Origin of the sequence: Synechococcus sp. WH 5701, assembly GCF_000153045.1 — a bacterium.
GTDB classification, from domain to species: Bacteria; Cyanobacteriota; Cyanobacteriia; order PCC-6307; family Cyanobiaceae; genus Regnicoccus_A; species Regnicoccus_A antarcticus.
In genome coordinates, this window is record NZ_CH724159.1 from 1,067,228 (window position 1) to 1,079,639 (window position 12,412).

Here is a 12,412-nt window from a genome sequence, read left to right on the forward strand (position 1 = left end):
GCGCCGGTCGGAGCGACCCTTGCCGCCGCGGTTGCCGCGCTGGGCCACCGGACCGATCACCTCGAAGTGCTCCACCTGGAGGTGGTGGCCGATCCGGCGCAGATCGAGGGAGACGAAGTGGCGCAGATGCTCGAGGGGTACCTCGCCGCTGAGGGGCAACTTGAACGGCTGGGGGCGGCTGCCATCGGGTCTGGGGCGCTGGCGCACCTTCACCACCAGCTCTTTGGACTCGGGGCGGGTGTAGATGAGCTCGCCCCGCACCGAGAAGTAGTCATCGCCTTCGGGGAGACCATCGGCGGGAGGCACTTCTTCAGCACCGGGCACCGCTTCAGGGTCGGGCTCGCTGAGGGTGCTGGGTTCCCAGACCCCCACCATCTGCAGGTGCAAGGCGCCGGCTTCCCGGCAGCGGGGATACACCACCCAGAGGTGGGAGCGCTCCAGATCGAGGTGGCGGCGCACCAGGCTGAGCACCCGGCCGAGTACGACGGCATCGATCTCGGTGCCGTCGTCGGTGCGGATCAGCCCACGAGTGAGCTGCTCGGGGTCGGAGGGCACGTACTGACCTCGCACCACGCCGATGGCCCGGTACTGAAGCGGTTCGGTGACCGGGGAAATGGGGTGTTGACGCATCGTGGTGGGGGCAACCAGAGGCCCGGAGCGCAATCTAGCCAGGGCTCCAGGGGTCAGACTTGCAGGATCCGGAACAAGGTCGATGCCACCGCGCCCCTCCACCGCTGCCGTGGGCTCCCGCCCACGCGTCTGGCTGGTGCTGGGGGCGGCGTTGCTCACGGTCGTTTCTTTGATGGCGGGCTGGTGGCTGGGGCAACTCAGACTGGGCAGCCGCCCGGTGGACCGCTCGCGGCTGGAGCTGGAGAAACAGGCAATCCGCCTGCGAGCGGACGTGAGCCGGGGTCAGGCCAGCGAGGGCCAGCAGCAACGGCTGCTGCAACTGTTGCTGGCCCTCGACGACAAGGCTGAAGCCACGGCACTGCTGGAACGCATGGCCGACCAGCAGCCCGAGCGCTGGAGCCTGCGCCTGATGCTGGCGGAGCTACGCCGCGACCAGAAGGACCCCAGCGGGGCGGAGCGGGAGGTGCGCCAACTGCTCAACCTCAAGCCTGACCGGATCGAGGCCCTGCAGCTGATGGCTCTGCTGCAGCTGGAGCAGGGCCGGGGCCCGGAAGCGGAAGCGCTGCTCACCAAGGCCTATCAGCAGGCCAGTCGGGAGAAAGCAGGCGCCAAGTCCCTGGCGATCGGGCTGCTGCTGGCCGATCTCCAGCAGCGCAGGGGCCAGATTCCAGCCGCCGACAACCTCTACAAGCAGCTCACCGCCGCACACCCGGAGGATCCCCGGCCGCTGCTGGGACAAGCGATGCTGCGCCAGCAGCAAGGCAAGACCCGTGAGGCGCTGGAGCTCCTCGAGCGCGCCCGCCGGCTGAAGCCCAATCAGCCCGATACCCGCCTCGATGACGTGGCGGCGGCCTGGGGACTGGAACCCCTGCGCCGCGCCAAGGGAGCGAAAACGCCTCAGGACGCCATTAAGGAGCCGCCTGGGCGTCGAGATCCTTGAGGGCCTGATCGATCGCATCCCCGGGCTGGGTGGCGTTGTCGAGGGCGCTGTTGCGCCGGAGCTTGTTCATCAGCTCCATCGGATTTCCCGATTCGAGAATCCCGCCGCTGGGGCGGCCGGTGGGGCTGTTGTCGTAGATCTGCTGCTCCTGGATCGACTGCCCGTAGGAGGGCAACTGGGCCTGGGCCGGCGGGGCGAGCAGGGGAGCCGCGAGCAGGGTGAGGGCCGCAAGGGCCAGGTGACGGGCCATGGCAGGCGTGCGACGGGACAGGATGGTGCCTTGATGCTAAGGGCCACCGGGGGTGGCTGATATTTGCGGCATGCAGATCGCCACCTGGAACGTGAACTCCGTGCGCAGCCGGCTGGAGCAGGTGGTGGCCTGGCTGGAGCTGGAACGCCCCGAGGTGCTCTGCCTACAGGAAACAAAAGTGGAGGATGCGGCCTTCCCCGTCGGGGCGTTCAGCGACCTGGGCTACAGCGCCGTGATCAGTGGCCAGAAGGCCTACAACGGAGTGGCCATCCTCAGCCGGCTGCCGCTGGAGGATGTGCGCATCGGCTTCGACGCCCTGCTGCCCGATGAGCCGGCCGTGGCGCTGGCGGAGCAGAAGCGGGTGATCAGCGCCCGCATCGAGGGAGTGCGCGTGCTCAACCTCTACGTGCCCAACGGCTCGGCGCTGCGATCGGAGAAGTACGCCTACAAGCTGGCGTGGCTGGCCTGCCTTGAGCGCTACCTGAAGGTCCAGGACGCCGACGGCGATCCCGTCTGCATGGTGGGGGATTTCAACATCGCCCTCGACGACCGCGACATCCACGATCCCAAGCGGCTCAGCGGCGGCATCATGGCCAGCGATCCCGAGCGGGACGCGCTGCGCCTGGCGCTGGATGAGCGGCTGGCCGATGTGTTCCGCCTGTTCGAGCCCGAGCGCGGCCACTGGAGCTGGTGGGACTACCGCAGTGGCGCCTGGGACCGCGACAGCGGCTGGCGCATCGATCACATCTATCTCTCACAGGAGCTGCAGGAGCGGGCCACCGGCTGCCTGATCCACAAAGCAGTACGCGGCAACGACAAACCCAGCGACCATGCGCCGGTGGTGGTGCAAGTGCAGTGGCCGCCGGAGGCTGAAGACGATGAGCGGGATGAAGAACTGGAAGCTGAAGGCTGGACTGCCTAAGCTCAAAACAAAGCTGGCGCTTGATTCGTTGCAGGAAGGAGCCAAACCAGAGGTAAGGCAACAGGTCGACGATCTCAAGATTCCGGCGTCTTCAGTGGCGTTATGGCCGGAGCTTGGAAGCTGCTACGACCAGCGGATCAAGTCGATTCAATGATCAACAGAGGTGGCCACGGCTGAGGAGCGGGCGGCAGCGATTGAACTGTTCCTCCAGCTGGGGGACCTAGCAGGCGCTCAAGGGGCTGTCCTGAACTGGCTTATGGATTGGTTGAGGGCCATGCCCCAACGGTGAAGTCGCCAGGAGGTACTCCAGAACCATCTGTTGCGTTGTCTGGCCGATGGGGCTGAGCTCAGCAGTGATCAGGGACTTTTGCAGTTCTTCTGGCAGGAGTTGGAATAGCTTTTTCCGCCCCTGCCAGCACCTGGGGTATTGCCCCGGGTGGGAGTGCCGGTGCTGAACCGTCCCGATCTGCTGAAGGATCTGATCATCTGTGGACATGATGCTCGTTGGCAAGATCAATACTCTTCCGACCAAGCCGCTCAGCCGGGGCCGCTGCGTAGGGCAAGGGATCAGCCATAGGATTTTTCTTCAATAATCAACGATCCAGCGGCCAGACTGATCGATCGCTTCAAGGCTGCCCGTGAATCGTTGAGCAGATAGACGCATCGCGCCATCCAAACGAATCGTGCATCAAAAACACGCCTATGTTCACTCCTCCGCAGGCTTTCCTCCACCTCCCAGAGACTGGCATTGACGGTAAGAATCGCGATCATCAAGGCCTCAATAGTGCTCTGGACGCCCTCCGGGAGGTTCGCGATTGCAGAATCGAGGGTCGCGGATAGGTCGTCTTTCTCAGCGAGGATGTGGGGCCGCTTAAGGGAGTCGGTGATCCTATCCTCCTTGATGGACAGGATGGTGATCCTGTCGATCACTTCGCCCATGGCAACGGAAATCATGATGCTGGGGGGATCGTGGTCCATCGCGGCACAGTTCACGGCGAATCACGTCAGAATGCCGCATCCGGGTCCTTGCCTTGTCATCCCCGCGCCACGAGCCTCAGCCCCAACGAGTCCGTTCTGGGGCATGGAGTGGTGGATTAGCACTCTGGAACGTAGGTCTGAGACTGTTGAAATAATGGGGACGTGACATGGCAATCACGTTCTGCGCCACCTGTGGTACGGCTCCCAGGCTTGTGGCCACGTCCCACTGGGATGCGCTGGGCCTTGAGCAATTGCTGTTTGGAGAGTGGCCTGTTGGAGGTGGAATCCGCGCACGGCTATTGCCCGACGTGAACACCACTCTCGACGATTGGCCCTGCCTGGAGGATGTCCTGGAGGGAGGTTCCTTTCATGCCACCAGTGATTGGTTGCAGCTGCTGAACGGCCTGACCGAAGACCTGCAGGAGCGCGCCACCGGCTGCCTGATCCACAAAGCGGTGCGCCGGCAACGACAAACCCAGCGACCATGCCCCGGTGGTGGTGCAACTGCAGTGGCCGGCGGAGGCTGAAGACGAGGACGACAACGACGACAACGCGGAAGGACTGGAGTAAACCGAATCCACAGCTGGGAACCCCAACAATGGGTCAAACCGCTGCAGGGTATGGACAACAAGCAGCTGAATCAGAAGCAGCTGGAGCGCCACCAGCTGGGGGAAGCACACAAGCCAGCAACGGCCGGCCAGCGCGGCGGGCTGTGGGGGATGGGCGGCGGCGGGCTGGTGGTGGGCCTGACGCTGGCGGTGCTGATCGGGCTGCAACTGGGAGCGATGCCCTGGCGCTTTCGCCGCCAGATGTTCCAGCTGCAGGGGGCGCTGGCCGGTGGGCTGGTGGGTTTTGTGGTGGGCTGGGGCGTGGGACGCAGCCGCAGGCCACCGGGCGGTGGTGAGCCCAGAAGGCTGTGAATCAGCCCAGACGCGGCAGCTGCTCCGCGCTCGGCTGGGCCAGTGCTGGATTGGCGAGGTCCTTGGCTGAGAGCTGAGGCTCCACGCCAGCGGGCAGCTGGGGCCAGGTGATACCCACAGCTGGATCATTCCAGGCGATGCCCTGCTCCGAGAGGGGGTGGTAGTAATCGGAGCAGAGATAACAGAAATCAGCCAGATCGGAGAGCACCAGAAAGCCATGGGCGAAGCCCGGCGGCACCCAGAGCTGGTGATGGGTCACGTCGTCGAGGATGGTGCCCACCCACCGGCCGAAGCTGGGGGAGCCCTGCCGCACATCCACCGCCACATCGAAGACGGAACCCTGGGAGCAGCGCACCAATTTGCCCTGGGGTTGCACCAGCTGATAGTGCAGCCCGCGCAGCACACCACAGCAGGAGCGCGACTGGTTGTGCTGCAGCAGCGGTGGGATCCCGGCGTCGATGAGGACTCCTGGCGGGCGGTTTCCACGAAGAAGCCACGCTCATCGCCAAACACCTTCGGCTGCAGCAGCAACACCTCAGGGATCAGCCTTCAGAGCCTGGCAGCGGCCTCGCCAATGCCCTCTGAAGTTGCCCAGCCAGCAACATCTCCAGCGCCGCTCCTGTTACTGATGCACTTGCGGAAACCACGGCCTTCTGCGATGGTCCGCAGACCAACAAGACATGGCGCCAATGCCGAAAACCACTCTGATCACGGGCATCTCAGGGTAGGACGGCTCTTATCTGGCTGAGCTGCTGCTCGAGAAGGACTATGTGGTGCACGGCATCAAGCGGCGGGCAAGCAGCCTGAACACGCAGCGGATCGATCATCTGTATCAGGATCCCCACGAAAGCGATCCACGCCTGATGCTGCACTACGGGGATCTCACCGACAGCACCAATCTGATCCGCATCGTGCAGCAGGTGCAGCCCGATGAGATCTACAACCTCGGTGCCCAGAGCCACGTGGCGGTGAGCTTCGAGAGCCCTGAGTACACCGCCAACTCCGACGCCCTGGGGACGCTGCGGATCCTGGAGGCGATGCGCATCCTCGGCCTCACCCAAAAGACGCGCATTTACCAGGCCAGCACGTCAGAGCTCTACGGGCTGGTAAAGGAGATCCCCCAGAAGGAAACCACGCCGTTCTATCCGCGCAGCCCCTGTGGGGTGACCAAGCTCTATGCCTACTGGATCATGGTGAACTACCGTACAGCCATGTGCTGCCGGCGTTGATCCGTCGCTTCCACGAGGCGGCCGGGCGCCCTGATCACGGCCGCGGCACCAGCGTGACCTGCTGGGGCACGGGCACGGCCCTGCGCGAGTTCCTGCATGTGGACGACCTGGGCGAGGCCTGCGTGTTCGCCCTGGAGCACTGGAGCCCCGAGGCTCCCGGCGCGCTGAGCTACCTGAACGTGGGCACCGGAGTGGACCTCAGCATCCGTGAGCTGGCGGAAGCGGTGGCGGCGGCCACGGGCTTTGCCGGCACGATCGAGTGGGACACCAGCAAGCCCGACGGCACGCCGAAGAAACAACTCGACGTGAGCCGTCTGGCGGCCCTGGGTTGGCGGGCGCGCATCCCCCTGGCCGTGGGGCTGGCCGCCACCGTGGCCAATTTCCGCGAGCGGCTGACGAACGGCCAGCTAAGGGCGGTGTGAGAGCTGGCTGCTGATCGTAGGCTTAATCCATGTTGGTGAGCCCAGCCCAACGCCGGATCTGGCGCCAGCGCCGGCATGAGGCGATCGCCTTGGCCCAGGCCCGGGAGCGGGCGGCCCGCCGCCTGGCCGCTCAGGCAGCGTCGAGACTGCGCCAGGGCTGGCCGGGCATTGAGGGCGTCTGGCTGTTCGGCTCGGTGGCCGAGGGCCGCACCCAGAGCAGCTCCGACATGGACCTGGCGGTGGCGGGTCTGCCACCGGAGGCGCTGCTCACCGCCAGGGCAGAACTCGACAACCTGGCGGCAGCCCGCCAGGCTCCGTTCATCCCGATCGATCTGGTGTGTCTGGAAAGCCTGCCGCCCCACTGGCAGCAGCGCATCCGGGAGCGGGCCATCGTGTTGTGATGCTCAAGCTTTGATGGCCTCCCTTGATCCCTGGCAGCGGCGGCTGAGCGATCTGCAGCTCGATTTGCGCATCGAGCGCGACAGACTCTCAGAACTGGTGGGCAGCCTCAAGAGGCTCGAGGGCTTCATGGAGGCAGGCAAAGGCAGCAGTGAAACGGTCGACTCGGCTGCCCTGCGGCTCCAGAGTCTCTACACCGGCGTGGAGCGGTGTCTGCTGTTGATCGTGAGGGTGCTCAACGGGGGAACACCTGAGGACAGCGACTGGCATCGACGGTTGCTGGATCGTATGGCCGTCGTCACCGATTCGAGGCCTGCCGTGCTGAGCCCGGCGGTGAGGTTGGGATTGGCGGAACTGCTGGCTTTCCGCCATGTGGTGCGCCACCTCTACGCCTACGAACTGGATGCGGATCGGGTGCGCCTGCTGCTTGAGCGGGCCATCGCCATGTGGCCGGGGATCGAGGAGGACCTTGAGCGCTTTCAAGCTTGGCTGGAAGAACTGGTCGCCGCGTGAAGCTGTTGATCGCTCTAGCCCGCAAAGCGGCCTGGGGCCTTGAACCGCTGCGGCGCAGCCAGGAGATCAAAGCTCCTCAGACCACTCCTCAGAACGCCCCTAAGGAACCCTGGGCCTCCAGGGACCTGATGGCCTGATCGACGGCATCTCCGGGCTGAGTGGCGTTGTCGAGGGCACTGCTGCGCCGCTACCTCGACGCCCAGGACGCCGACGCTGAACCCCTCTGCATGGTTGGTGATTTCAACATCGCCCTCGATGACCGCGACATCCACGACCCCCAGCGACCCCGAGCGGGACGCGCTGCGCCTGGCGCTGGATGAACGGCAGGCCGATGTGTTCCGCCTGTTCGAGCCCGACAGCGGCCACTGGAGCTGGTGGGATTACCGCAGCGGCGCCTGGGATCGCGACAGCGGCTGGCGCATCGACCACATCTATCTCTCAGAGGAGCTGCAGGAGCGGGCCACCGGCTGCCGGATCCAAAAAGCAGTACGCGGCAACGACAAACCCAGCGACCATGCGCCGGTGGTGGTGCAGCTGCAATGGCCGCCGGAGAGTGAAAAGAACGAGGACCTGGATTGGGAAGAGCAGTGGCTGGATGGAGCTGGATAAAATTGGTAGCATCAAACGAAGATCCCGGCAAATTGCCCGATTCCGTCGCACCGTCGCGTCCCGAGGGCAACAAGCTGGCGGAGCACAGCCCTGAACAGCGTGGGGGCATGGCCAGGTTGGTGGGAGGTGGCAGCCTTGCTCTTATCCTGGCCTTGGTGGTTGGAGTTCAATTGGGGGCGATTCCCTGGCGGTACCGGCGCCAGTTCTGGCAATTGCAAGGGGCCATGGCCGGTAGCTTGGTGGGCTACTTGGTGGGCAGGACCATGGGCAGGGGTCGACGCGACGAAAGCCTTTAGCCTGACGTCCCATTCACGAGCGATGGAATCAGGTTGGAACAGGGTGAGGGAGACCTGACCTCGCTGGCCGCAGCGGTCACGACCTGGCAGGAACTGGGACGTCGCTATGGGGATCAGGTCAAGGCGATCGGCTTGACTTGCGATGCCGCAAGCCCGATCCGTGCTGTGAGCGTGGACCAGTTGCTCCGCCTTGGCGATCGCCGTGGAGCAAGGGATCTGGTGCTGGCTTGGCTGCATCAGGAATTGGCGATGGTGCCCATGCAGACCGACCCAGAAACTCTGCTATCGGCGGATTTGCTGCGCTGTCTGGCTGATGTGGTGGAGACCACCAGTGATCAGCCACTGCTGGAACAATTCTGGCGAGGTCTGGAGCGCTTCTCGCCACCACCACCAGACCAAGGATTGCTGCCGCTGGTAGGCGTTCCGGTGCTGAACCGACCCGATTTACTGGAACGGTTATTGGCCAGCCTGGATGTGCCAGTGCAGACCCTGGCGATTGTTGACAACAGTTCCGGACGCGTGGGAGACGATGCCAAGGCAATGCGCAACCTGTTGGATCGATTGGATCAAGACGGATGGCCTGGCGTACAGCACGTGCGCATCGCCCGTGCGTTTGGGAATGCTGGGGTGGCTTCTGCCTGGAATCAGATTCTCCTGGGATTTCCTGATGCCAGCCTGGCCCTGATCGTGAACAACGATGTAGCATTCCCACCTGGGGTACTCGGCAAGGCACTCGAGACAATCGATTCCAGCCGGGCCCAGTTCATGCCGTTGCTACCTGATGGGCAGGCCTTTTCTGCCTTCCTGATCACGGCCCAGACCTGGGACAGAATCGGTCTGTTTGACGACAACTTCCATCCCGCCTACTGCGAGGATATGGATTATCGTGATCGCTTACTGGCCTGTACTGACATTGACTTGCTCGACGGCTCTTTTGTCCATGAATCCATGGCAAGCATCAATCAGGTCACCAGTGCTACTGTGGCCAGTGATCCCAACTTGGCGAAGACCAACAGCCGCAGCTATCAACTGAATCGACTCTGGTATCTCAACCGTCGCAGGCATCAGCTGGGCGACAAAGGTCGCTGGCGGCGCCGCTGGCTGAACCACTGGCGCTGAGATCAATCCCTCGGAAGGGATCGTAACTGCAGTATCTGATTTTCATCCAGTTCTCCATTCGGCATGGCCAATCTTCCCCAAGACTTTCAGTTCACGATAGCATCGGACATCTTTAATCCCGGCGAGCCGATCCTGATTGATTCAGCGACACAAACTAGATGGGGCGCTGACCAAATCATCGGGACTGGCGGGGACTATGGAATCATTGTGTTTGAAACCACCCTTCGCACAGGCTTAGGCAGAGATACGGTCAACGGCAGCGGGGTTGGGAATGGTATCCTGGTTTTCAATGCAACCATTGATACCGGCTGGAATTCAGACACCATCTCTGGATTCAACAGCACCAATGGGATTTTTAACTTTAATGGCAATATTCAAACGGGTCTCGGGAATGACTTGATCTCAGGCGTGGGTTCTGACTCTGGAGTCGTCAACTTTGGGGTGATCAACACCGGATTTGGCCGCGACACCATCACTGGAAGCGGCTCACTCTTCGGCATCCTTAACGACGGCACCATCAATACAGGCCCCGGCAATGACACCATCACAGGTATCGGCGGAGTTGCGGGAATCCTCCTCTCCGGAGGGGAGATCAATACGGGCTTGGGTAACGACGTAGTGGATGCCTTGAATGGAGGCTTCCTCGGCAGTGGCCTTGTTAACCTTGGGTGGGGCAACGACACACTGAAGGGGTTCGGGAGTGGGCAATTCCATGGGGGGGCAGGTTTTGATCAGCTCCAGTTCAATCCCGGCAGCTACTCGATCCTGAGCAGCGGTGATGGCTTCATCATCGGCTCGATCATGGCGATCTCCGGCTTTGAAGCCATTGGCAGCAACCTGGCGTCCATCCGTGAGGGAATCGTCAGCATTGGATCGGATGGCGCAGCCACGTTTGCTATTTGATGAGTCCTCAGCAGAAGTCCAATAGACCGCCAGCCTTGTCTTCGACTTCATGGCAACCGGCCTGATGCATTGAGCGATACCAGATCGAAGGCAGCAACTGAATGCAAATGTATCTTAAGGCACAATCGATGCTGAACATCGCCTCTATGATTACAGTTGAATGGCCGAATTCCAGTGGCATCACTCACCTACTCCAATTACTACCGCGTCGAATTCGACAGTCTGGGTGTTTTAACAGTAATCAGCAACGACCGTTCCAACGGCGACGTTACGATCACACCTGTGGTCGACGATGGAATCCTATCCAACGGTGAACGCGCAGCCGTCAACTTTCAACGCTCCAACAACACCACTGTCAATCAGAATGCCCGCTATGCCGGCAGTGTTGCCGGAGGTATCCTGCTTCAGCGAGGCACAAACTTCTTCCTGGCCACCAACACGCCTAACTTAGACGGCCAAGTAATCGGTACCCCGTCCTTTGCTTCGACCCCTGTTTGCATCCTGGCCGGCACCCTCCTGGCCACCCCCTCAGGCGATCGGGCGATCGAAAGCCTCAAGCCTGGCGACCAGATCATCACTGCCGATGGGGTCATGGCCGTGCGCTTCATCAGCCGCACCTGCCACACGCCTGAATCCCTCGAAGAGATCGATTCCATGCCGATCCTCATCAAGCAGGATGCACTTGGGAACGGTCTGCCGTGCCGTGACCTGTACGTGAGCCCCGATCATGCCGTTCTAGTGGATGGTCATCTCCTGCACGCCTCCGTGCTGGTGAACGGTCACAGCATCGTTCAGACGACAAACAAAGATTGGCGTGACCGTGACCTGCTGACCTACCTGAACGTGGAGCTGGAGGTCCATGCAGTGATCAAGGCTGAGGGGTTGGACGTCGAGTCGTACATCGACAACCGCCCCCGTTCCGACTGGGACAACTACGTGGCCTATCTCTCCCTTTACGGCAAAGACGAACAGCCCATCCAGGAACTCCCGCTTCCCCGGATCAAGTTCAAGCGGCAGATGCCTACCAGCATCCAGGCCAAACTGGCCGCAGCCAAACCCGAGGCGATTGCTCTCTGAGCGGCATCAGCAAACGGTTCTTTTAGCGTTTCTCTAACCCGACCCAACGGTCGGGTTTTTTTTGAGCAGGCATCAGACTGATGGTGACTTGCCGTAATCCGCACGTGCTGAGAACCTTGAAAAATGGTGATCCTTGCTACCAAGCCATGTGCAGATTGTTCGTCTTTCGCTTAGGATGGTAAAGTCTTTATTGTTACATCAATGGCAACGGTAACTTACCAGGCTCTTTATCGCCTAGACGGACCATCTGGAAATGATAAAGTTACCGGAAGTGATCTGATTACTAGTGGCTCTGTGGTATTCACGGAGACCAGCAACAATTCTCAGCTGAGTCCGGGAGAAGCGGTCACATTTCAGCTCATACAAGAAGTAGGTAATACTCTGTACTTCCAGGGGACGATGAAGTTCGGAAACACGATTGTTCCTGTTTTCAGTAGCACTTCTACTGGAGGTGTTCGTTATGTGGCTAATACAGCAAATTCCAGTCCCGGCAACGGTACAGGGGTGTATACGGCGGCTGCAAGCCTCCTCACGCCGTTCGTGTTCTGCTTCCTCTCCGGAACCAGCATATCCACTCCCCATGGCTCTGTGCCGATCCAGGATCTTGAGGTGGGCCAATTGATTCACACCAACAACGGCCCCAAGCCTGTGCGCTTTGTAAGCCGCTCGGCCTACCAGCCCTACATGCTTGATCTCTGCGAGTCCTTGCCGATTCGCATTCAGGCCTGTGCCCTTGGCGAAGGCCTTCCTTGCGAGGATCTTTACGTCAGCGGTGACCACGCCATTCTGGTGGAGGAGCATCTGGTGCACGCCTCGGCGCTGGTCAACGGAGCGACGATCTCCCGCACAAGCATCGATGACTGGGAACCCTCCCACTCGATCGTTTACTACAACATCGAGCTGGATGAGCACATGATCATCGAGGCCAACGGCCTCAAGGCGGAATCCTTCATCGACAACGCACCTCGCAAGACCTGGGACAACTACGAGGAGTACCAGGCTCTGTACGGTGAGGAGCGTTCGATTCAGGAGATGTCACTCCCCAGAGTCAAGTTCGCCCGTCAACTGGGCTCGAGCCTGCGCCTTACCCTCAGACACAACGCCTTGACTAGGGGCCTGCCGAAAAAGGAGCGAGAACTGGCTGCCGTGTGATCCCTGCGGACATTTCTGCACTCAACACAAGCCGGCCCCTCCAAGGGCTGGCT

At 61.7% G+C, this 12,412-nt stretch carries 16 protein-coding genes and 2 pseudogenes; 14 read left to right on the forward strand and 4 right to left on the reverse strand.

Annotated features, from left to right (window positions below; translation table 11 throughout):
* A partial coding sequence (locus tag WH5701_RS06360) for a hypothetical protein (protein WP_071934218.1) occupies positions 1-630 on the reverse strand: 630 nt, incomplete at its 3' end.
* An 82-nt stretch (positions 631-712) separates the two neighbouring features.
* Here WH5701_RS06360 and WH5701_RS06365 point away from each other — a divergent pair.
* Positions 713-1,570 carry a lipopolysaccharide assembly protein LapB gene (locus tag WH5701_RS06365; protein ID WP_006171279.1) on the forward strand — a complete coding sequence of 286 codons (858 nt, stop codon included), beginning with the start codon at positions 713-715 and terminating at the stop codon, positions 1,568-1,570.
* Here the strand turns inward: WH5701_RS06365 and WH5701_RS06370 are convergent.
* On the reverse strand, positions 1,539-1,820 hold the full coding sequence (locus tag WH5701_RS06370; RefSeq protein ID WP_006171280.1) for a hypothetical protein: 282 nt from the start codon (positions 1,818-1,820) through the stop codon (positions 1,539-1,541). The genes WH5701_RS06365 and WH5701_RS06370 overlap by 32 nt on opposite strands.
* A 70-nt stretch (positions 1,821-1,890) precedes the next feature.
* Between WH5701_RS06370 and xth the strand changes: the two genes are divergently transcribed.
* Both xth and WH5701_RS17585 read left to right on the forward strand, forming a co-directional pair.
* Positions 1,891-2,742 carry an exodeoxyribonuclease III gene (xth, locus tag WH5701_RS06375; protein ID WP_006171281.1) on the forward strand — a complete coding sequence of 284 codons (852 nt, stop codon included), beginning with the start codon at positions 1,891-1,893 and terminating at the stop codon, positions 2,740-2,742.
* Entirely contained in the window at positions 2,708-2,896 is a 189-nt protein-coding gene (locus tag WH5701_RS17585; RefSeq protein ID WP_156776579.1) for a hypothetical protein, read from the forward strand. The genes xth and WH5701_RS17585 overlap by 35 nt, the downstream gene beginning before the upstream one ends.
* 413 nt (positions 2,897-3,309) lie before the next feature.
* Here the strand turns inward: WH5701_RS17585 and WH5701_RS06385 are convergent, their stop codons facing one another.
* Positions 3,310-3,720, reverse strand: a complete 411-nt coding sequence (locus WH5701_RS06385) for a hypothetical protein (protein ID WP_006171283.1) — start codon at positions 3,718-3,720, stop codon at positions 3,310-3,312.
* Positions 3,721-4,028: 308 nt separating this feature from the next.
* On the opposite strand from WH5701_RS06385, the gene WH5701_RS18390 reads away from it, so the two are divergent.
* Positions 4,029-4,247, forward strand: coding sequence for a hypothetical protein (locus WH5701_RS18390; protein WP_037979708.1), 219 nt, complete (start codon positions 4,029-4,031; stop codon positions 4,245-4,247).
* A 93-nt stretch (positions 4,248-4,340) separates the two neighbouring features.
* Positions 4,341-4,640 (forward strand): hypothetical protein, encoded by a 300-nt coding sequence (locus tag WH5701_RS06395; RefSeq protein ID WP_006171286.1) that lies wholly within the window; start codon positions 4,341-4,343, stop codon positions 4,638-4,640.
* A gap of 1 nt (position 4,641) precedes the next feature.
* Here WH5701_RS06395 and rfbC read toward each other — a convergent pair whose 3' ends face one another.
* Positions 4,642-5,043 (reverse strand): dTDP-4-dehydrorhamnose 3,5-epimerase, encoded by a 402-nt coding sequence (gene rfbC / locus WH5701_RS06400; protein WP_006171288.1) that lies wholly within the window; start codon positions 5,041-5,043, stop codon positions 4,642-4,644.
* A gap of 370 nt (positions 5,044-5,413) precedes the next feature.
* On the opposite strand from rfbC, the pseudogene WH5701_RS18395 reads away from it, so the two are divergent.
* From WH5701_RS18395 to WH5701_RS17170, 9 genes and pseudogenes are all read left to right on the forward strand, one after another.
* Positions 5,414-6,291, forward strand: a pseudogene (locus tag WH5701_RS18395) (GDP-mannose 4,6-dehydratase).
* A gap of 35 nt (positions 6,292-6,326) precedes the next feature.
* Positions 6,327-6,692 carry a nucleotidyltransferase family protein gene (locus WH5701_RS06415; RefSeq protein ID WP_232201798.1) on the forward strand — a complete coding sequence of 122 codons (366 nt, stop codon included), beginning with the start codon at positions 6,327-6,329 and terminating at the stop codon, positions 6,690-6,692.
* Between the two features lie 13 nt (positions 6,693-6,705).
* Positions 6,706-7,203: a hypothetical protein gene (locus WH5701_RS06420; RefSeq protein ID WP_006171293.1), complete on the forward strand. Its 498-nt coding sequence runs from the start codon at positions 6,706-6,708 to the stop codon at positions 7,201-7,203.
* Complete coding sequence (locus tag WH5701_RS17595) at positions 7,200-7,340, forward strand: hypothetical protein (protein WP_006171294.1); 141 nt, start codon at positions 7,200-7,202, stop codon at positions 7,338-7,340. The genes WH5701_RS06420 and WH5701_RS17595 overlap by 4 nt, the downstream gene beginning before the upstream one ends.
* A 42-nt stretch (positions 7,341-7,382) precedes the next feature.
* Positions 7,383-7,812: pseudogene (locus tag WH5701_RS06425) on the forward strand (exodeoxyribonuclease III); the annotation flags it as partial.
* A 329-nt stretch (positions 7,813-8,141) separates the two neighbouring features.
* Positions 8,142-9,227, forward strand: a complete 1,086-nt coding sequence (locus tag WH5701_RS06435) for a glycosyltransferase family 2 protein (protein ID WP_006171297.1) — start codon at positions 8,142-8,144, stop codon at positions 9,225-9,227.
* Positions 9,228-9,290: 63 nt separating this feature from the next.
* A complete protein-coding gene (locus WH5701_RS06440) occupies positions 9,291-10,130 on the forward strand; it encodes a calcium-binding protein (protein WP_006171298.1) in 840 nt (279 codons plus the stop codon).
* Positions 10,131-10,304: 174 nt separating this feature from the next.
* Positions 10,305-11,207 (forward strand): Hint domain-containing protein, encoded by a 903-nt coding sequence (locus tag WH5701_RS06445; RefSeq protein ID WP_198005141.1) that lies wholly within the window; start codon positions 10,305-10,307, stop codon positions 11,205-11,207.
* Between the two features lie 399 nt (positions 11,208-11,606).
* Positions 11,607-12,359, forward strand: coding sequence for a Hint domain-containing protein (locus tag WH5701_RS17170; RefSeq protein WP_198005142.1), 753 nt, complete (start codon positions 11,607-11,609; stop codon positions 12,357-12,359).
* Positions 12,360-12,412 lie beyond the last annotated feature (53 nt).

What these genes read in the sequence shown, in the direction of transcription:
- WH5701_RS06365 (WP_006171279.1), top strand. Translation starts at nt 713, where the DNA reads ATGCCACCGCGCCCCTCCACCGCTGCCGTGGGCTCCCGCCCACGCGTC.
- WH5701_RS06370 (WP_006171280.1), bottom strand. Translation starts at nt 1,820, where the DNA reads ATGGCCCGTCACCTGGCCCTTGCGGCCCTCACCCTGCTCGCGGCTCCC.
- xth (WP_006171281.1), top strand. Translation starts at nt 1,891, where the DNA reads ATGCAGATCGCCACCTGGAACGTGAACTCCGTGCGCAGCCGGCTGGAG.
- WH5701_RS17585 (WP_156776579.1), top strand. Translation starts at nt 2,708, where the DNA reads ATGAAGAACTGGAAGCTGAAGGCTGGACTGCCTAAGCTCAAAACAAAG.
- WH5701_RS06385 (WP_006171283.1), bottom strand. Translation starts at nt 3,720, where the DNA reads ATGGACCACGATCCCCCCAGCATCATGATTTCCGTTGCCATGGGCGAA.
- WH5701_RS06395 (WP_006171286.1), top strand. Translation starts at nt 4,341, where the DNA reads ATGGACAACAAGCAGCTGAATCAGAAGCAGCTGGAGCGCCACCAGCTG.
- WH5701_RS06420 (WP_006171293.1), top strand. Translation starts at nt 6,706, where the DNA reads ATGGCCTCCCTTGATCCCTGGCAGCGGCGGCTGAGCGATCTGCAGCTC.
- WH5701_RS06440 (WP_006171298.1), top strand. Translation starts at nt 9,291, where the DNA reads ATGGCCAATCTTCCCCAAGACTTTCAGTTCACGATAGCATCGGACATC.
- WH5701_RS17170 (WP_198005142.1), top strand. Translation starts at nt 11,607, where the DNA reads ATGAAGTTCGGAAACACGATTGTTCCTGTTTTCAGTAGCACTTCTACT.